Origin of the sequence: Delftia sp. K82 (assembly GCF_002193035.1) — a bacterium.
GTDB lineage: Bacteria > Pseudomonadota > Gammaproteobacteria > Burkholderiales > Burkholderiaceae_C > Comamonas > Comamonas acidovorans.
Genome location: NZ_MYFL01000001.1, coordinates 1,567,430 through 1,584,732 on the forward strand (window position 1 = coordinate 1,567,430; position 17,303 = coordinate 1,584,732).

General features: G+C 68.6%; 11 protein-coding genes. 4 read left to right on the forward strand and 7 right to left on the reverse strand.

Annotated features, from left to right (window positions below; genetic code table 11):
• The first annotated feature begins 82 nt into the window (after positions 1 to 82).
• Together KDK82_RS06775 and KDK82_RS06780 are read left to right on the forward strand one after the other, a co-directional pair.
• Complete coding sequence (locus tag KDK82_RS06775) at positions 83 to 1,753, forward strand: ABC transporter substrate-binding protein (RefSeq protein ID WP_088164356.1); 1,671 nt, start codon at positions 83 to 85, stop codon at positions 1,751 to 1,753.
• 110 nt (positions 1,754 to 1,863) lie between these two features.
• The gene (locus KDK82_RS06780; RefSeq protein WP_088164357.1) at positions 1,864 to 2,733 is read left to right on the forward strand and encodes a DMT family transporter; all 870 of its coding nucleotides are present in this window, start codon (positions 1,864 to 1,866) and stop codon (positions 2,731 to 2,733) included.
• A gap of 66 nt (positions 2,734 to 2,799) precedes the next feature.
• On the opposite strand, the gene KDK82_RS06785 is transcribed toward KDK82_RS06780, so the two are convergent.
• On the reverse strand, positions 2,800 to 3,687 hold the full coding sequence (locus KDK82_RS06785; protein WP_088164358.1) for a LysR substrate-binding domain-containing protein: 888 nt from the start codon (positions 3,685 to 3,687) through the stop codon (positions 2,800 to 2,802).
• A 201-nt stretch (positions 3,688 to 3,888) separates the two neighbouring features.
• Between KDK82_RS06785 and KDK82_RS06790 the strand changes: the two genes are divergently transcribed.
• A complete protein-coding gene (locus tag KDK82_RS06790) occupies positions 3,889 to 9,927 on the forward strand; it encodes a DUF4011 domain-containing protein (protein WP_088164359.1) in 6,039 nt (2,012 codons plus the stop codon).
• A 138-nt stretch (positions 9,928 to 10,065) separates the two neighbouring features.
• Here the strand turns inward: KDK82_RS06790 and ppk2 are convergent, their stop codons facing one another.
• Together ppk2 and corA are read right to left on the reverse strand one after the other, a co-directional pair.
• Complete coding sequence (ppk2, locus tag KDK82_RS06795) at positions 10,066 to 10,986, reverse strand: polyphosphate kinase 2 (RefSeq protein ID WP_088164360.1); 921 nt, start codon at positions 10,984 to 10,986, stop codon at positions 10,066 to 10,068.
• Between the two features lie 114 nt (positions 10,987 to 11,100).
• A complete protein-coding gene (gene corA, locus KDK82_RS06800; RefSeq protein WP_012206223.1) occupies positions 11,101 to 12,075 on the reverse strand; it encodes a magnesium/cobalt transporter CorA in 975 nt (324 codons plus the stop codon).
• Between the two features lie 182 nt (positions 12,076 to 12,257).
• Here corA and KDK82_RS06805 point away from each other — a divergent pair, with 182 nt between their 5' ends.
• Positions 12,258 to 13,151, forward strand: coding sequence for an amino acid ABC transporter substrate-binding protein (locus KDK82_RS06805; protein WP_088164361.1), 894 nt, complete (start codon positions 12,258 to 12,260; stop codon positions 13,149 to 13,151).
• 31 nt (positions 13,152 to 13,182) lie between these two features.
• Here KDK82_RS06805 and KDK82_RS06810 read toward each other — a convergent pair whose 3' ends face one another.
• Genes KDK82_RS06810 through KDK82_RS06825 form a run of 4 tightly spaced genes read right to left on the reverse strand, consistent with a single transcriptional unit; the run spans position 13,183 to position 17,195 of the window.
• Positions 13,183 to 14,550, reverse strand: coding sequence for an LLM class flavin-dependent oxidoreductase (locus KDK82_RS06810; protein ID WP_088164362.1), 1,368 nt, complete (start codon positions 14,548 to 14,550; stop codon positions 13,183 to 13,185).
• Between the two features lie 47 nt (positions 14,551 to 14,597).
• On the reverse strand, positions 14,598 to 15,323 hold the full coding sequence (locus tag KDK82_RS06815) for an ABC transporter ATP-binding protein (RefSeq protein ID WP_088164363.1): 726 nt from the start codon (positions 15,321 to 15,323) through the stop codon (positions 14,598 to 14,600).
• Positions 15,320 to 16,183 (reverse strand): ABC transporter permease, encoded by an 864-nt coding sequence (locus KDK82_RS06820; RefSeq protein WP_088164364.1) that lies wholly within the window; start codon positions 16,181 to 16,183, stop codon positions 15,320 to 15,322. The genes KDK82_RS06815 and KDK82_RS06820 overlap by 4 nt, the downstream gene beginning before the upstream one ends.
• 19 nt (positions 16,184 to 16,202) lie before the next feature.
• Complete coding sequence (locus KDK82_RS06825) at positions 16,203 to 17,195, reverse strand: ABC transporter substrate-binding protein (protein WP_071956235.1); 993 nt, start codon at positions 17,193 to 17,195, stop codon at positions 16,203 to 16,205.
• Positions 17,196 to 17,303 lie beyond the last annotated feature (108 nt).

A 17,303-nucleotide genomic window follows, 5' to 3' on the forward strand; every position in this document is an offset into this window, starting at 1 on the left:
CACACAATCGGCCGTCTGGTGCAGCCGGCGCGGCACCCGCCGCCGCCTTCCTGCGATCTTGTTCCGGCTGCCAGGACACTTCATGACCCAAAGACGCTTCCTGCCTCGCCTTTCCCTGCTGCGCACCCACTTGCGCACCCTGCGAACTTCCGCACTGCTTCCCGCCCTGGCCGCAGCCTTGCTGTGCGCACCGCCCGCCCAGGCCGAAACCCTGCGCTGGGCGCGCTCCACCGACGCATCCACGCTGGACCCGCATGCGCTGAACAACGGCCCCAACCACAACCTGCTGCACCAGATCTACGAGCCGCTGATCATCCGCACGGCCGATGGCAAGCTGCTGCCCACCCTGGCCACGTCCTGGGCGCTGACTGCCGACCCCTCGGTCTGGGAGTTCAAGCTGCGCAAGGGCGTGAAGTTCCATGACGGCAGCCTGTTCACGGCCGACGACGTGCTGTTCTCGCTGCGCCGCGCGCGCTCGGCCACCTCGGACATGCGCTCGCTGCTGACCTCGATCACCGACGTGACCAAGGTCGATGCCTTCACCGTGCACATCAGGACCAACGGGCCCAACCCGCTGCTGCCGGCCAGCCTCATCAACATCCAGATCCTGAGCGCCGCCTGGGCCAAGGCCTACGGCGCGGAGCAGCCGCAGAACGCGCTGGCCAAGGAAGAGAACTACGCCACGCGCAACGCCAACGGCACGGGGCCCTACGTCATCGCCTCGCGCGAGCAGGACACGCGCACCGTGCTGCGGCAGTTTCCCGGCTACTGGGGCAAGGGGCTGTTCCCGCTGGAGATCGACGAACTGGTCTACCTGCCCATCAAGTCCCAGGCCACGCGCGTGGCGGCGCTGCTGTCGGGAGAGGTGGACTTCGTGCAGGACCTGCCCATCCAGGACATTGCGCGCCTGAGCGCCGACCCGCGCTTTCGCATCAACCAGGCCGCCGAGAACCGCACCATCTTCCTGGGCCTGAACGTGGGCGCCGCCCCGCTGTCGCATTCCGATGTGAAGGACAAGAACCCCCTGGCCGACCTGCGCGTGCGCCAGGCCTTCCAGCTGGCCATAGACCGCCAGGCCATACAGCGCGCCGTGATGCGCGGCCTGTCCGTGCCCACCAACATCATTGCGCCGCCGTTTGTGCACGGCTACGAGAAATCCTTTGGCGCCGTGGGCAAGGCCGACCTTGTCCAGGCCAGGAAGCTGCTGGCCGACGCCGGCTACCCCAACGGCTTCGGCATCACCCTGCATTGCACGAACGACCGCTACCTGAACGACGAGGCCATCTGCCAGGCCATCGCCGGCTTTCTGGGCCGCATCGGCGTGAAGACCGCCGTGTCGTCCCGGCCGCTGGCCATCCAGACGGCGGCCATCAACAACCAGGAAACGGATTTCTACCTCTACGGCTGGGGCGTGCCCACCTATGACTCGGCCTATGTCTTCGACTACCTGGTGCACACGCGCGGCAAGAATGGCCGGGGCAACACCAATGCCACGCGCTACAGCAATGCCGAGCTGGACAGCCAGATCGTCTCCCTGGCCTCCGAGGGCGATGCGCGCAAGCGCGATGCCACCATCCACTCCATCTGGAGCACGGTGCAAAAGGAGCTGATCTACCTGCCGCTGCACGACCAGATCCAGACCTATGCCATGGTGCGCAAGTTCGACATCCCGGTGAATCCGTCGAACACGCCGTACTTCAAGCTGTTCAAGCAGCCCGGTGCGCGCCAGGCTGCGGTGGCCGGCGCGCAGTGATGCCCGCGCATTCATGAGCGCGATTGCGCAATCGCCGCACAGGTCTCAGCAATGCCTGCAGCCATCGCTCCTACGCTTGCACCCTTGTCAATGCAGGAGTGCAGGCGGATATGGACTGGATGGTGTTGGGGCTGCTGGCCGGCCTGGTGTTGGGGGCATATGACTTTCTGACCAAGCTGGCGCTGGGGGAAAAGTCCGTGCTGGAGGTGGTGTTCTGGTGCTCGGCGCTGGGCGCGCTGCTGTGGCTGCCTTTCGTGGCGATGGGCGATTCCTCGTCCGCCGCGCTGGACCTGCGCCAGCAGATGCTGCTGCTGCCCAAGTCGCTGATGATGGTGGCCACCTGGGTGCTGTCGTACTACTCGGTGAAGGCCTTGCCGCTGTCCATCTCTGCGGGCGTGCGTGCCAGCGGGCCGCTGTGGACGGCGCTGGGCGCGGTGCTCCTGCTGTCCGAGCACCTGGGCTGGTGGCAATGGCTGGGTCTGGCGGTGTCCATGGCCTCGTACTACCTGTTCTCCCTGGTCGGCCAGAAGGAGGGCATAGGCTTTGGCCGCAATCTCTGGGTGCTGTGCATGCTGGCGGCCACGCTGCTGTCCTCGGCCAATGCCCTGTACGACAAGCACATTCTGGCCACGCTGCGCATGGACCTGGTTGCCGTCCAGGCCTGGTCTGCGCTGCAGCGCGGCGCCCTGGCCTTGCTGCTGTTGCCCTGGATCTGGCGCGGGCTGGAGCTGCGCAGCCTGCTGGGGCGCAACTGGGCCGTGCCCGCCATTGCGCTGGCCTATGTGCTGGCCGAGTCCATCTACCTGGCCGCCGTGCAGATGGAGGGCGCGCAGATTGCCGTGATCTCGGTGCTGCGCCGCGCCAATCTGGTCATGGTGTTTGCGCTGTCGGCACGGTTCTTTGCCGAACGCCATCTGCGGCCCAAGGCGGCGGCCATGGCGGGCGTGCTGCTGGGCATTGCGCTGACCATGGCGCGCTGAGGATGTGAGGGCGTGAACGTGTGAGCGTGGGAAGCGTGAACGCGGGCGGCGGGCGGCGGCGCCCGGCTATCCGGCCTCGGCCGCCACCGCACGAATCCAGTCCATGACGGCTGCGCCATGGCGCGAGACCATGGCGCGCTCGGAAGCCAGCAGGAAATAGCTCTGGCTGCAGGGGATGGCCGTGTCCGAGACGCGCACCAGGCTGCGCTCGGCCAGCAGGCGCTGGACCAGGGAGCGGCGGCCCAGCGCAATGCCTTGCAGGTTCAGCGCCGCGTCCAGCATGAAGCCCGTGTCCGAGTAGCTGAGCTGGCGCTGGGCTGCCGAGATGCGCAGGCCCGCGGCCTGCAGCCAGGGCTCCCAGGGTTGGCGGCTGTGCGAGAGCAGGTTGGCCCGCCGGAACAGCCCGGCCAGATCCAGGCCCTCGAACTGCTCCAGGTAGCGTGGCGCGGCCACGGCAAACCATTCGTCGTCCAGCAGGCGTTCGCAGTGGAATGCCAGAGGTGCCTGAGGCGCCTGGTGTGCAAAGCGGATGGCGATGTCCGCCTCGCCCTGCTGGAGGTTGACGGTGCGCGTGGTCGGATCGATGGCGATGGAAACGTCCGGATGGCTGCGCTGAAAGGCCGTGAGCGACGGCACCAGCCGCAGCCGTGCGAACGAGGGCAGGGCGCTGATGCGCACCACGTCGCGCCCCTGCACCAGGCTGCCGAAGGTGGTCTCCAGCGCCTGCAGCGGGGCGCGGGTCTGCTGGTGCAGCCAGGCTCCCTCGGCGCTGAGCGTGACCACGCGCGTGGTGCGGTGGAACAGCGGGGTGCCCAGCAGCTTTTCCAGTTCGCGGATGCGGTGGCTGACGGCGCTGTCCGAAAGGTTCAGTTCTTCGGCCGCCTGCTTGAAGCTCTGGCTTCGCGCCACGGCATCGAAGGCGGCGATGAGGTGAAGGGGCGGGATGTTGCGCATGGCTGGCCGGCATCGTACTGGAGCCGGGCGCGCCGATGGCCGGCGCCTTCATCCGTGCTCTCATTTTTTGCAAACAGTGACCCCTGAAAACCGCCCATCTCGGACACGGCGCCCCATTCGCAGCGGACAATCGTCGGGCCAGGAATATGACGGGATTTCGACAGTTCCCGCCGCCTGCTGGCCAGCCAAGGACTACCGCGCATGACAGAAGACCCCCGCCGAGATTCCCCCGCAGATGCCGCCCCCGCCGCCGCCCAGGCGCCGCAGACGGCCACGCAGCTGCGCATCGGCACCGTCGCCAAGCTCAATCTCGCCGACTTCCAGAACGCCGTGCCCGCGCTGCTGGAGCTGGCCATCGTCAACGAGGGCGAGCTGCCGCTGCAGGCGCTGAGCCTGCACCTGGCCTCGGAGCCTGCCTTCATCAAGCCGCGCACCTGGCGCCTGGAGTCGGTGGCCGCGCACAGCACCTATGCGCTGACCGACCTGGATGTGGCGCTGGACGGCGCCTTGCTCTCGCGCCTGACCGAGGCCGAGCCTGCCGTGCTGCGGCTGGAGCTGCGCAGCGGCCAGCCGGCAGAGACGGTGCTGGCCCGGCACGAACACCCGCTGGAACTGCTGGCCCGCAACCAGTGGGGCGGCCTGGGGCATTTGCCCGAGATGGTGACGGCCTTCGTGCAACCCAACGATCCGGCCGTGGACCGCATCCTCAAGGGCGCGGCGCAGGCGCTGGAGGCGGCGGGCAAGTCCGGCGCCATCAACGGCTATGAACAGGGGCCGCAGCGGGCCTGGGAACTGGCCTCGGCCATCTGGACTTCCGTGCTCCAGAAGAAACTCAACTACGCGCTGCCGCCGGCCAGCTTCGAGCATGCGGGCCAGAAGATACGCGGCGCTACCCAGGTGCTGGATGCGGGCCTGGCCACCTGCCTGGACCTGACGCTGCTGTTCGCCTCCTGCCTGGAGCAGGCGCACCTGAACCCGCTGCTGGTTTTCACGCGCGGCCATGCCTTCGTGGGCCTGTGGCTGGGCAGGCAGGAATTCTCGACCGCCGTGGTCGATGACATCACGGCCGTGCGCAAGCGGCTCAAGCTGCAGGAGCTGGTGGTCTTCGAGACCACGCTGTCCGCGCAAGGCCAGGCCGTGGCCTTCAGCCAGGCCATTGCCCAGGGCGCGCGCCAGCTGGCCGAAGAGCACGAGGACCAGTTCGAGCTGCTGGTGGATGTGCGGCGCGCGCGCATGCAGCGCATCCGCCCGCTGGCGCTGGCCCAGCCGCAGGACGCCGCGCCCGAGGCCGGCGAAGGCCAAGCCGAGCCCCGACTCACCGTGGAGCCGCCGCCCGAGCTCCTGGCGCAGGCGCAGGCACGCGAAGTGCCCACCTCCCAGCTCGATCCCAAGGACAGGCTGGCGCGCTGGCAGCGCCGGCTGCTGGACCTGTCGCTGCGCAATGCCCTGCTCAACTTCAAGCCCGGCAAGAAATCGCTGCTGCTGCAGGTGGCCGCGCCCGCGCTGGAGGACACGCTGGCCCGGGGCCAGGTGCTCAAGCTGCTGCCCAGCCCCGAGCTCATGCAGGGCAAGGACCCGCGCAGCCAGCCATTGCACGAGGCGCGCAGCCTGGAAGACCTGCGCGGCGCGCACGCCGAAGAGGCGCTGCAGCGGCGCGAGGTCTTCATCGACCTGGAGCCGCTGGAGCTGGACAGCCGCTTTGTGGAGCTGTTTCGCGGCGCGCGCAATGCACTGCAGGAAGGCGGCGCCAACACCTTGTTCGTGGCCCTGGGCTTTCTGGTCTGGAGCCGGCCCGACAAGCCCGATGTGCGCGTGCGCGCGCCGCTGATCCTGCTGCCCGTCACGCTGGAGCGCAAGAGCGCGCGCTCGGGCTTCACGCTGCAGGCGCATGAGGACGAGCCGCGCTTCAATCCCACGCTGGTCGAGATGCTGCGCCAGGACTTCCAGCTGGAGCTGGGCGTGCCCGCAGGCGACCTGCCGCGCGACGAGGCCGGGCTGGACATCACCGGCATCTGGGCCCGCGTGCGCGAGGCGATCAAGGACGTGCGCGGCTGGGAGGTCAGCGAGGACGTGGTGCTGTCCATGTTCTCCTTCGCCAAGTACTTGATGTGGAAGGACCTGGCCGAGCGCGCCGACCAGCTGCGCAGCTCGCCCGTGGTCGCCCACCTGATCGACACGCCGCGCGAGCCCTATCGCTCGGAGATCGCCTTTCCCGACACGCGGCGGCTGGACCAGGAGTTCGCGCCGCAGCAGGTCTTCAGCCCGCTGCCGGCCGATTCATCGCAGCTGTCGGCCGTGATGGCCGCTGCGCGCGGCAAGGACTTCGTGCTCATCGGCCCGCCGGGCACGGGCAAGAGCCAGACCATTGCCAACCTGATCGCGCAGTGCCTGGCCGAGGACAAGCGCGTGCTCTTCGTGGCCGAGAAAATCGCCGCGCTGGACGTGGTCTACCGCCGCCTGCGCGAAGTGGGCCTGGGCGAGTTCTGCCTGGAGCTGCACTCCAACAAGAGCCGCAAGCTCGACGTGCTGGGCCAGCTGCAGAAATCCTGGGACTCGCATGGCCAGGTGGATGCCGAGGCCTGGGCCGCCAAGGCCAGCCAGCTCGGCCGCCTGCGCGAGCAGCTGTCGGCCTATGTGGAGCGCCTGCACCGGCGCCACGCCAACGGCTGGACCATCTACCGCGCCATTGGCGCCGTGGCCGGTGGCGAGGCGCTGCCGCGCCTGGGATTTCACTGGCCCACGCCCCAGGCCCATGACGAAGCGGGCCTGGCCCTTTTGCGCGAGACTGCGGGCCGCCTGCAGGCCAATGCCCAGGCCGTGGGCGCGCAGCATCTGAAGGACGGGCCGCTGGCCACGGTGCAGGCCAGCGACTGGTCCGTACGCTGGCAGCAGCAGATGGTGGATGCCGCCCAGGCGCTGCACGATGCAGGCCAGGGCTTTGCCGAGGCGGCGCAGCAGCTGGGCCGGCTGCTGCGCATCGAGTGGCCGGCGCTGGGGCGCCAGGCGCGCTCGGCGCTGGGCGTGATCGCGCGCGCGCTGCCTGCGGCCGCAGGCCGCAACCTGGCTTTCTGCGTGCTGCCTGACGGCGCGCGCATTGGCGAATCCCTGCAATCGGGCCTGCAGCTGCTGGCGCAGCACGGTGATCTGTCCGCACAGATTCCGGCGCCCTGGCCGGCCGAGCTGCAGGCGCGCCTGGCCCAGGCGCTGGACCTGCTGGCGCAGCGCCGGCGCCTGCAGGCCGGGCTGGGCACCCCCTGGCCCGTGGCCCTGGGCGACGAGCTGGAGCGCGGCCTGCAGTGCATCGACGAGATCGCGGCGCTGCGCCAGGGCCTGTCCGTCAAGTACGGCGCGGGCGTGGGCCAGCTCAACGTGGCGCAGCTGCAGCGCGAATGGGCCAGGGCCGGCAAGTCCTTGTGGCCGCTGTCCTGGCTGGGCCGGCGCAAGGTGCGCGCGGCGCTGGAGGCCACCATCGAAGGCGCGGGCGAGCCGCGCGTGGCCGATGACCTGGCCGCCCTGGTGCGCATCCGGGGCCTGCGCGAGGAACTGGACCAGATCCAGCCCGGCGCCGCAGCCGACGGCCTGTGGGCCGGACACCGCACGCGCACCGACCATGCGCGCAGCGCCTTGAAGGCCAATGCGGCCCTGCTGGCCGCGCGCGCGCAGAAATCCTTCTCGCTCGATGGACTGGAGGCCGTGGCCGAAGGCCATGGCGGTGAGCGCTGGGCGGCCGAAGTGCAGCGCCTGCAGGCCCTGTACCAGATTGACCGCCAGCTCGACGGCTACCTGCCGCTGGCCGATGCCAGCCACGGCCTGTGGCGCGGCCTGGAAACCGATGCCCAGGCCTTGCAGGACGCGCTGGCCTTCGAGCGCGAGCGCCTGCAACTGACGCGGCGCGGCGGCCTGATGGCATCGCACGCCGCCGTGGCCCAGGGCCGCTGTGGCGCGGCACTGCAGCAGGCCCATGCGCAGCTGGCGGCCCGCAGTGCCATCGAGGAACAGCTGCTGGCGCTGGACGAGCTGCGCTTGCGCTGCCCCGGCGTCTGGGACGGCCTGGACACGCGCCCGCAAGCCGTGGAGCATGCGCTGCGCCTGCAGGGATCGCTGCAGGCAGGGCTGACCGGGCTGGGCTGGCAGGAGGCCGAGCTGGCCCAGGCACGCCAGGCCCTGCACCAGGTGCTGGCCTTGCGCAGCGCCGAGCTGGGCGAGGGCGCCGCGATCGGCATGGCCTGCCAGCAGTTGCTGGACAGCCTGGCCGGCCTGCACGCGGCCATAGACCCCTTCAGCGCGGCGGCAGCCCATGGCGAGCCGCAGCAGCGTGCCCTGGCCCAGCGCACCGCCGAGCAGCTGGCGGCCACGGCGGGCGGCGTGCTGGCCGGGCAGGACGGCCTGCATGCCTGGTGCGCCTGGCGCAATGCCCAGGCCGCGGCCCGCGCGGGCGGGCTGGGTGCGCTGGCCGACGCCATCGAGTCCGGCAGCCTGGAACCGGCTCAGGCACCCAAGGCCTTCGAGGTCAACTACGCGCGCTGGTGGCTGGCGCTGGCCGTGGACGAGGACGAGGTGCTCAAGCGCTTCGTCTCTGCCGAGCATGAGCGGCGCATTGCCGACTTCCGCGCGCTGGACGATGAATTCACCTCGGTCACGCGCCAGTGGATACGTGCGCGGCTGTGCGCGGGCCTGCCGTCGGCCGACAGCATCCAGCGCAACAGCGAGTGGGGCATCCTGCGGCGCGAGATTACCAAGAAGCGCCAGCACCTGCCGCTGCGCCAGCTGCTGGAGCAGATCCCCTCGGCCGTGCTGCGCCTGACGCCCTGCCTGCTGATGAGCCCGCTGTCCATTGCCCAGTACCTGAGCGCCGAGACCAGCAACTTTGACATCGTCATCTTCGACGAGGCCTCGCAGATCCCCGTCTGGGACGCCATCGGCGCCATGGCGCGTGCCAGGCAGGTGGTCATGGTGGGCGACCCCAAGCAGCTGCCGCCCACCAGCTTCTTCGGCCGCGCCGACACCTCCGAAACCTTCGACGACGACACGCAGGGCGTGGAAGGCGACATGGAAAGCATCCTGGACGAATGCCTGGGCGCCAGCCTGCCCACGCGCAACTTGTCGTGGCACTACCGCTCGCGCCATGAAAGCCTGATCGCCTTCAGCAACCACCGCTACTACGGCGGCGGGCTTGTGACCTTTCCCTCGCCCGTCACCGACGACCGCGCCGTCAGCTTCCACGCCGTGCAGGGCCGCTATGAAAAAGGTGGCGCCCGCATCAACCAGCCCGAGGCCAAGGCCCTCGTGGCCGACCTGGTGGCGCGGCTGAAGTCGCCGGGGTTTGCGCAGTCGGGTGCCACCATCGGCGTGGTCACCTTCAACTCCGAGCAGCAAAGCCTGATCGAGGATTTGCTGGACGAGGAGCGCCGCAAGGACCCGGGGCTGGAGCCGTTTTTCTCCGATGCGCTGCTGGAGCCCGTCTTCGTCAAGAACCTGGAGAGCGTGCAGGGCGACGAGCGGGACATCATGTATTTTTCCATCACCTACGGACCCGATATCTCGGGCGCCGTGTCCATGAACTTCGGCCCGCTCAACCGCGATGGCGGCGAGCGGCGACTGAACGTGGCGGTGACGCGCGCGCGGCAGGAGCTGCGCATCTTCTCCAGCTTGCGCGGCGAGCAGATGGACCTGTCGCGCACCCAGGCGGCGGGCGTGCGCGATCTCAAGCACTTCCTGGAATTTGCCGAGCGCGGCCCGCGCGCGCTGGCCGAGTCGCACCATGGCAGCCAGGGCGATTTCGACAGCCCCTTCGAGGCCAGCGTGGCCCAGGCGCTGGAGCGCAAGGGCTGGCGCGTGCACACGCAGATCGGCGCATCCTCATTCCGCGTGGACCTGGGCGTGGTGCACCCGGACCATGCGGGCAGCTACCTGGCGGGCGTGGAGTGCGACGGCGCCACCTACCACCGCTCGGCCACGGCACGCGACCGCGACAAGCTGCGCGAGCAGGTGCTGCGCGGCCTTGGCTGGCAGATACTGCGCATCTGGTCCACGGACTGGTGGGTCAACCCGGGCGGCACGCTGGAGCGCATCCACGCGGCGCTGACCGCGCTGCTGGAGCAGGACCGGCGCAAGCGTGCGGCCGAGGTTGCCGAGGTGCCGCAGGCGGCTGCTGTCGCCGGGGCAGAGCCAGAGCCAGCGCCAGAGACGCCTGAGGCGTCCGAGGCATCCGTGGAGGACGGCGAGGCGCATAAGGTCTGAAAGTCGGCCGTGCGCATGAAATGGGCACTTGCTGAAGCCAGAGACACCAAGGAAGGGCCGCCCCCGCACCGAGGGTGTCGTCCCCCTCCCCCGCAAAGCGGGTAGAGAGGGGGAAGGCGCGAAGCGCCTCAGGGGGTGTCAGTACTTGTCCGGAACGTACATGTGTTGAGGGACCGGGTTGCGCGTGTACTCCGGGTTGCGCGTGCGCTCGGGCAGCACGATGGCCGGGTGCTCTATCTCTTCATAGGGCAGCTGCGTCAGCAGGTGGGAGATGCAGTTGAGCCGCGCCTTCTTCTTGTCCACGGCCTGCACCAGCCACCAGGGCGCCTCGGCGATGTGGGTGCGCTCCAGCATGGCTTCCTTGGCCTTGGTGTAGTCCTCCCAGCGGCGGCGGCTCTCGAAGTCCATGGGACTGAGCTTCCACTGCTTGAGCGGGTCGTGCACGCGGCCCAGAAAGCGCAGGTGCTGCTCGTCGTCGGTGATGGAGAACCAGTACTTCACCAGCGTGATGCCCGAGCGCACCAGCATCTTCTCGAACTCGGGCACGGAGCGGAAGAACTCCTCGTACTCCTCGTCGGAGCAAAAGCCCATGACGCGCTCCACGCCCGCGCGGTTGTACCAGCTGCGGTCAAAGAGAACGATCTCGCCGCCCGCAGGCAGGTGGGAGACATAGCGCTGGAAATACCATTGCGTGCGCTCGCGGTCGTTGGGCGCGGGCAGGGCGGCCACGCGGCACACGCGCGGGTTCAGGCGCTGGGTGATGCGCTTGATCACGCCGCCCTTGCCGGCCGCATCGCGGCCCTCGAAGAGGATGACGACCTTTTTCCTGTGGTGCTGCACCCAGTCCTGCAGCTTGACCAGCTCGCCCTGCAGGCGCAGCAGTTCGCGAAAGTAGGTCTGGCGGCTCACGGAGTCGGCACTGTCCACATCGTCGCCACCGCTGCCCAGGCGGGCGTCGTCTATCTCCATCTCCAGTTCTTCGTCGTAGCTGTCGAGCAGATCGCGTTCGATGCGCTGCATCAGCGAATCATGGTGGTCGGGCAGAAGTTCGTCGTACATGGTGGGGAATCCGGGCGTCCAGGAGTTGGCGCCTGGGATGGTGGCGTGGATGTGTGACGCGGCTGTGACGGTGCGGCTGGGTGAATACCCTGGCACCGCTCGCCTTCCCGCCGCCTACAGCCACCCCGCCTTGCGGAACTTGTAGTAGAGCAGGCCGCAAACACCCAGCACGAACAGCAGTGCGGCCGGATAGCCGTATTGCCACTTCAGTTCGGGCATGTTCTCGAAGTTCATTCCCCAGACGCCGAAGAAGGCCGTGCAGATGGCGAAGATACTGGCCCAGGCTGCCAGCCGCTTGGTGACTTCGTTTTCCTCGATGGACACCATGGACAGGTTCACCTGGATGGCCGTGCCCACGGTGTCGCGCATGGTGTCGATCTGGGCGTTGATGCGGCCCAGGTGATCCATCACATCGCGGAAGTAGTCTCTGGAGCCCACGCAGATCTGGGGGACGCGCCCGCCGTTGAGCTTGCCCACGGCTTCCAGCAGGGGGGCCACGGCGTGCTTGAGGTCCATGGCGCGGCCCTTGAGTTCATACAGCTGCTTGATGTTGTCGCGTGCCGCGCCCTTGGTGAAGATTTGCTGCTCGATCTGCTCCAGCTCCACCTCCAGCGCATCGATGATGGGGAAGTAGCGGTCCACCACCGCATCCATCAGCGCATACAGCACAAAGCCCGAGCCGTGGCGCAGCAGCTCGGGCTCGCTCTCGCAGCGCTCGCGCACGCCCAGGAAGCCGCGCTTGCTGCGGTTGCGCACCGACAGCACATAGTTGGATCCCACGAAGACATCGACCTCGCCGTGGTTGAAGTGGCCGGGCCGCTCGGGCTCGGGCTCCAGCAGGTGCATCACGGCAAACAGCGAGCTGCCGTACTCCTCCAGCTTGGGCCGCTGGTGGCCGTGCAGCGCATCCTCCACGGCCAGGGCGTGCAGGCCGAATTCCTGGCGCATTTCCTCCAGCTCGGCCGGCGTGGCGTCCGCCAGCGCCACCCAGACGAAGCAGCCGGGCCGCTCTATGTAGTTGCTGATGTCGGCGACGGGAATGTCCGCCAGCTTGGCCCCGTTTTCGTAGGCGACGCAGTTGATCAGCATGGGAGTTCCCTCGGTAATTCTGGTGCCGGTGATCCTGCCATAACGGGGGAGGGGGAAAAGCCAGTGGCCAAGGGTCCATCAAAACCAGCGGCAGCCCTGGTTTGCGCATCTGGTAACAATACGTGTATAACCTGTCACGACACTGCTGGGCGCCGCCCGGCGCTTGCGATCCAAGGACTTCGATGATCTTTCGCCAGTGGGGAATTGCGTTGGGTGCGTTGGGCCTGTCGGCCTTGAGCGGTGTATCTGCAGCCGGTGTGCTGGACAAGGTCCAGGCCGGTGGCGCGCTGGTGATTGCGCACCGGGAATCGTCGGTCCCCTTCTCCTACATCGACACGCGCAGCGGCAAGCCCGTCGGTTACGCGCTGGATCTGTGCCTTCGCCTGGCTGAGGCGGTGCGCAAGCAGACAGGCAGGAAGGACATGAAGGTGGAGTTCCTGATGGTCACGCCCGCCAATCGCATGGCCGCGATCGAGCAGGGCAAGGCCGATATGGAGTGCGGTTCGACCACGAACAACGCGCAGCGGCGCCAGACCGTGGCGTTCACGGTACCCCATTTCATCACCGGCGCCCGGATGCTCGTGAAGGCCGAAAGCACCGTCAACGCGATGGAGGATCTCAAGGGCAAAAAGCTGGTTTCCACCAAGGGCACCAGCCCGATGGCCCTGGTGACGCAGGCCAACAGGCAGCGCCTCATGGGCATCACCATTGTGGAGGCCCCCGATCACGCGAGGGCCCTGGAGATGGTGGAGAAGGGCGAAGCCGACGCGTTCGTGATGGATGACGTGCTTCTCAACGGGCTGGCCGCTGCACGGCCCGATCCACGCGCCCTGAAGGTGGTGGGCAAGTTCCTGTCCACCGAACCCCTGGCGATCATGCTGCCGAAGGCCGATACCGCGTTCAAGAAACTGGTCGATGAAGAGATGAAGCGGATCATCACCAGCCGCGAAATCCACCCCATCTACGAGAAGTGGTTCCTGCAGCCGATTCCACCCAGCTCCACGAATCTGAACCTGCCGATCAGCTACCTGCTGCGCGACTTCTGGAAGTACCCCACGGCGGACATTCTGCTGTAGGCCTGTCTGTGCAGCCGCAGCGCCGCATCGGTCAAGCCGCCAGCGCTTGCTCCCTTGGGCGGGCGGCTGGGGCGCCACCTGCCCCCGTCCCCGCCAGCTCCCCCAGCCCGAAATGCCCGCGCAGCGTGCGGCTGTCGTATTCCTCGCGGAACAGGCCGCGCTTGCGCAGGATCGGCACGACTTCGCTGGTGAACAGCTCGAACTGCTGGTTGAGTATGGGCGGCATGACGTTGAAGCCGTCGGCCGCGCCGTGCCTGAACCAGTCTTCGATGATGTCGGCCACCTGTTCGGGCGTGCCCGCCACGGCCAGGTGGCCGCGGGCGCCGGCCAGGCGCTTGAGCAGGCCGCGCAGGGTGAGGCCGTCGCGCAGGCTGGTTTCCACGTAGCCCACGGCGCGGCTGCGCGAGGCTTCGACCTTGTCGGGATCGGGGAAGTCGTCGCGCGTGAGCAGGCGGTCCAGCGGCATGGCCGAGAAGTCGTGGCCGCCAAAGCGTGCGGACAGGCGGGCCAGGCCGACCTCGATGCTGGTCAGGCTGTCGAGCTCTTCCCAGACCTGGCGCGCCTCGTATTCGGTAGAGCCGATGGCGGCGCTGATGCCGGGCAGGATCACGATGTCCTGCGGGCGGCGGCCAAGCTGCTGCGCCTGTCCCTTGATGTCGGCATAGAAGGCCTGGGCCGATTCCCGCGAGCCGTGGGCCGTGAAGATGGCCTCGGCCCATTGCGCGGCAAAGGCGCGGCCGGACTCGGACTGGCCGGCCTGCACGAAGACGGGCCGGCCCTGCGGGCTGCCGGGCACGTTGAGCGGGCCGCGCGTGCGGATGTATTTGCCCTCGAAGTGGATGGGCTGGATCTGCGATGCGTCGAGGAACTGGCCGGCCGCCGTGTCGTCCAGCAGGGCGCTGGCCGGAAAGCTGCGCCACAGCGCATCGACCGCGGACACGAATTCCTCGGCGATGCGGTAGCGGTCGCCGTGGTCCACGTTGTCGGCCAGTCCGAAGTTCAGGCCCGCATTGGGCGCCCAGGAAGTGACGATGTTCCAGCCCGCCCGCCCCTTGGACAGATGGTCCAGCGAGGCGAACTGGCGCGCCAGCGTGTAGGCATGGCTGTAGGTGGTGGAGGCGGTGCCGATCAGGCCGATGCGCTCGGTGCGCAGCGCCAGTGCCGTCAGCAGCACCAGCGGGTCCAGCAGGCCCGAGGTGATCTGCTGGCCGTTCTCGGGCCCGACCAGGCTGTCGGCCAGGAAGACGGCGTCGAATTTGGCGGCCTCGGCGATGCGTGCGGCATCGACGTACAACTCCAGGTCGGTGAGCGCCTTGCGGTTGGCGCCGGGATGGCGCCAGGCGCCTTCATGGTGGCCGCGCGTCATGAGGAACAGGTTCAGGTGCAGTTGCCGAGACATGGGAGCAGTCCTTTGTTGTGTGGGTTGTTTCGCGGGCGGGGCCGGCGTCAGGCGATCTCTGTCTCGACGCCCAGGCTGCGCAGCAAGGTGGCGCGCAGCTGCATGAAGGCAGGATGGTCGGGGCGGCGGGGATGGGGCAGGTCCACGGCGTGGTCCTCGGCGATGCGGCCGTCCCTGAGCACCAGGATGCGGTCGGCCAGCAGCAGGGATTCGTCCACGTCGTGCGTGACGAGGATGACCGTGGGCCGTATGCGCTCGACCAGGCGCAGCAGCAGGCCGTGCATGCGCATTCGCGTGAGCGCGTCCAGCGCGCCAAAGGGTTCGTCGGCCAGCAGCACGTGCGGGTCGCGCAGCAGGCTGCGGGCCAGCGATGCGCGCTGCTTCTGGCCGCCCGACAGCGTGGCGGGCCAGGCGCCGGCCTTGTCCTGCAGGCCCACATCGGCCAGGATCTGCTCGGCTGCAGGCCGCACGGCGCGGGCGTCCAGACCCAGCGTGAGGTTGTCCAGCACCGACAGCCAGGGCAGCAGGCGAGCGTCCTGGAACAGCACGGAGACATTGCCCTGCGCACTGGCCGCGCCGCTGGACTGCGCATGGCCGTCCAGCCCGGCGAGCGCGCGCAGCAAGGTGGTCTTGCCCGAGCCGGACTCGCCCAGCAGGGCCACGAACTGGCCCGGGGCAATGTCCAGGTCGATGGCATCCAGCACGTTCTTGCCGCCAAAGCTGCGCGTGAAGCGCTGCAGCCGCACGGCACCCGGGGTGGGGTGATGGCTCATGATCCCAGCGACCTCCGGTAGGACAGCACATGCGCCTCGACGCGGCGCACCACGGCGTCGGACAGCAGTCCCAGCAGGGCGTAGATGAGGATGCCCACCACGATCACATCGGTCTGCCCCCAGTCGCGGGCGCGGTTCATGAGGTAGCCGATGCCGGTCTGCGTGTTGATCAGCTCCAGCACCACCAGCGCCGTCCAGCACAGCGACACGGCAATGCGCAGGCCCACGAAGAAGCCCGGCAGTGCGCCCGGCAGCGCCACCTTGCGGATGAATTCGGCGCGCGACAGGCCCAGGGTCTGGGCCAGCTCCACATGGCCGATATCGATGCCGCGCAGGGCCGCGTGGGTGTTGATGTAGACGGGCACCAGCACGGCCGTGAAGATCAGAAAGATCTTCATGGACTCGCCAATGCCCAGCCAGATGATGGCCAGGGGAATCAGCGCCAGCGTGGGCACGGCGCGCTTGATCTGCACCAGGCCGTCGAGCAGGGCCTCGCCCGTGCGCGTCAGGCCTGAGGCCAGGGCCAGCAGCACGCCAGCCACCACGCCCAGCAACAACCCGCTGTAGGCACGGCCTGCCGATGCCAGCAGGTGGGGCAGCAGGCTGCCGTCGGCCACCATGCCGTAGCCGGCGACCAGGGCCTGCGAGGGCGCGGTCAGCGTCTCCGGCGACAGCCAGCCCAGGCGCGAGGCCGCCTCCCACAGCACCAGCAGCAGGCCGGGGCCCACCAGCAGCGCGCTTTGCGACAGGCGCGCGGGCACCAGTTGCACGGCGGCCCGGGTGGCGGGCGCGGATTGAGCGGTGGCTGCGGTGGCCGGTGGCAGGCCGGCCGTGTTGATGTCCAGTTGCGCTTGCGTCATCGTGTGTTTTCTGGCCGGTTCATCGGTTGGCCACGATCACGCGGTCGTAGGTGGACACGAAGGAGCCGGCCGCATCCAGCCGCTGCGGCAGGCTACCGGCGGCGTGCAGGATGTCGATCAGTTTCTGGTGGTGCGGCTGCGCCTCGGCGGCCGTCTGGAACAGCAGGTCGGACTGCGATGCCAGGATGGCCGCCGTGCTCTCCGCATCGATGCGCTGGAACTGCGTGTAATAGTGGCGGCCCCATTCCTGCTCGTGGCCATTGCTCCACTTGCCTGCGCGCACGAAGGCGCCCAGGAAATCGACGATGGCCTGGGACTTGGCCGGGTCGGCCAGCACGTCGGGCCGTGCGTAGATGTACGAGGTGGCGGGCAGCAGCGCGCGCTCCTGCGGATCGGGCACGGGCCGCGCGCCGATCTGCTTGCCCAGGCGCGTGACATGGGGCTCCATGAGCACGGCCACGTCCACCGCCTTGGCGCGCAGCGCGTCGTTGAGTTCGGCCACGCGCAGGTTGACCAGCTTCACGTCGGCCAGCGTCAGGCCCGCGCGTGTCAATGCCTCGATCAGGAAGACCTGGCGGCCCGAGCCTTCCACATAGCTCAGGCGCTTGCCGCGCAGGTCGGCCAGGCGCTCTATGCCTGCATCGGCACGCTGCACCAGCCGGTACTGGGCGCGCTCGCGCGTGAAGGTGGCGATGATGGGCAGCTGCACACCGGCGGCGCGCGCCTGGATGGGCGGCGTGTCGCCCACATAGGCAATGTCCAGCGCGCCTGCGCGTATGGCCTCGAAGATGGCCGGGCCGCCCGCGAAGTTGGGCAGCTCCAGCTGAAAGCCCAGGCGCTTGCGCTCGCCGCTGGCATCCAGCAGGTGGCGCAGCAGCTCGCTCTGGTCGGCGACGACCAATCGGGTCCGGGGATCCGCCGCAGCCCGCGCGGCGGTGGTGGAAGCCAGGGCGGCAGCGGCCAGCAGAGAAGGGCCGGCCAGCAGGAAACGACGCTTGTTCACGCGCTCCATCCTCAAAAGATTGCAATGGGATGGATGCTAGTTAGCGTGCTTCAGTTGTGAAAATACCGATTCCGTATTTGCAAACGCGCGCCACGCACATGGGCGTGGCGCGGGGGG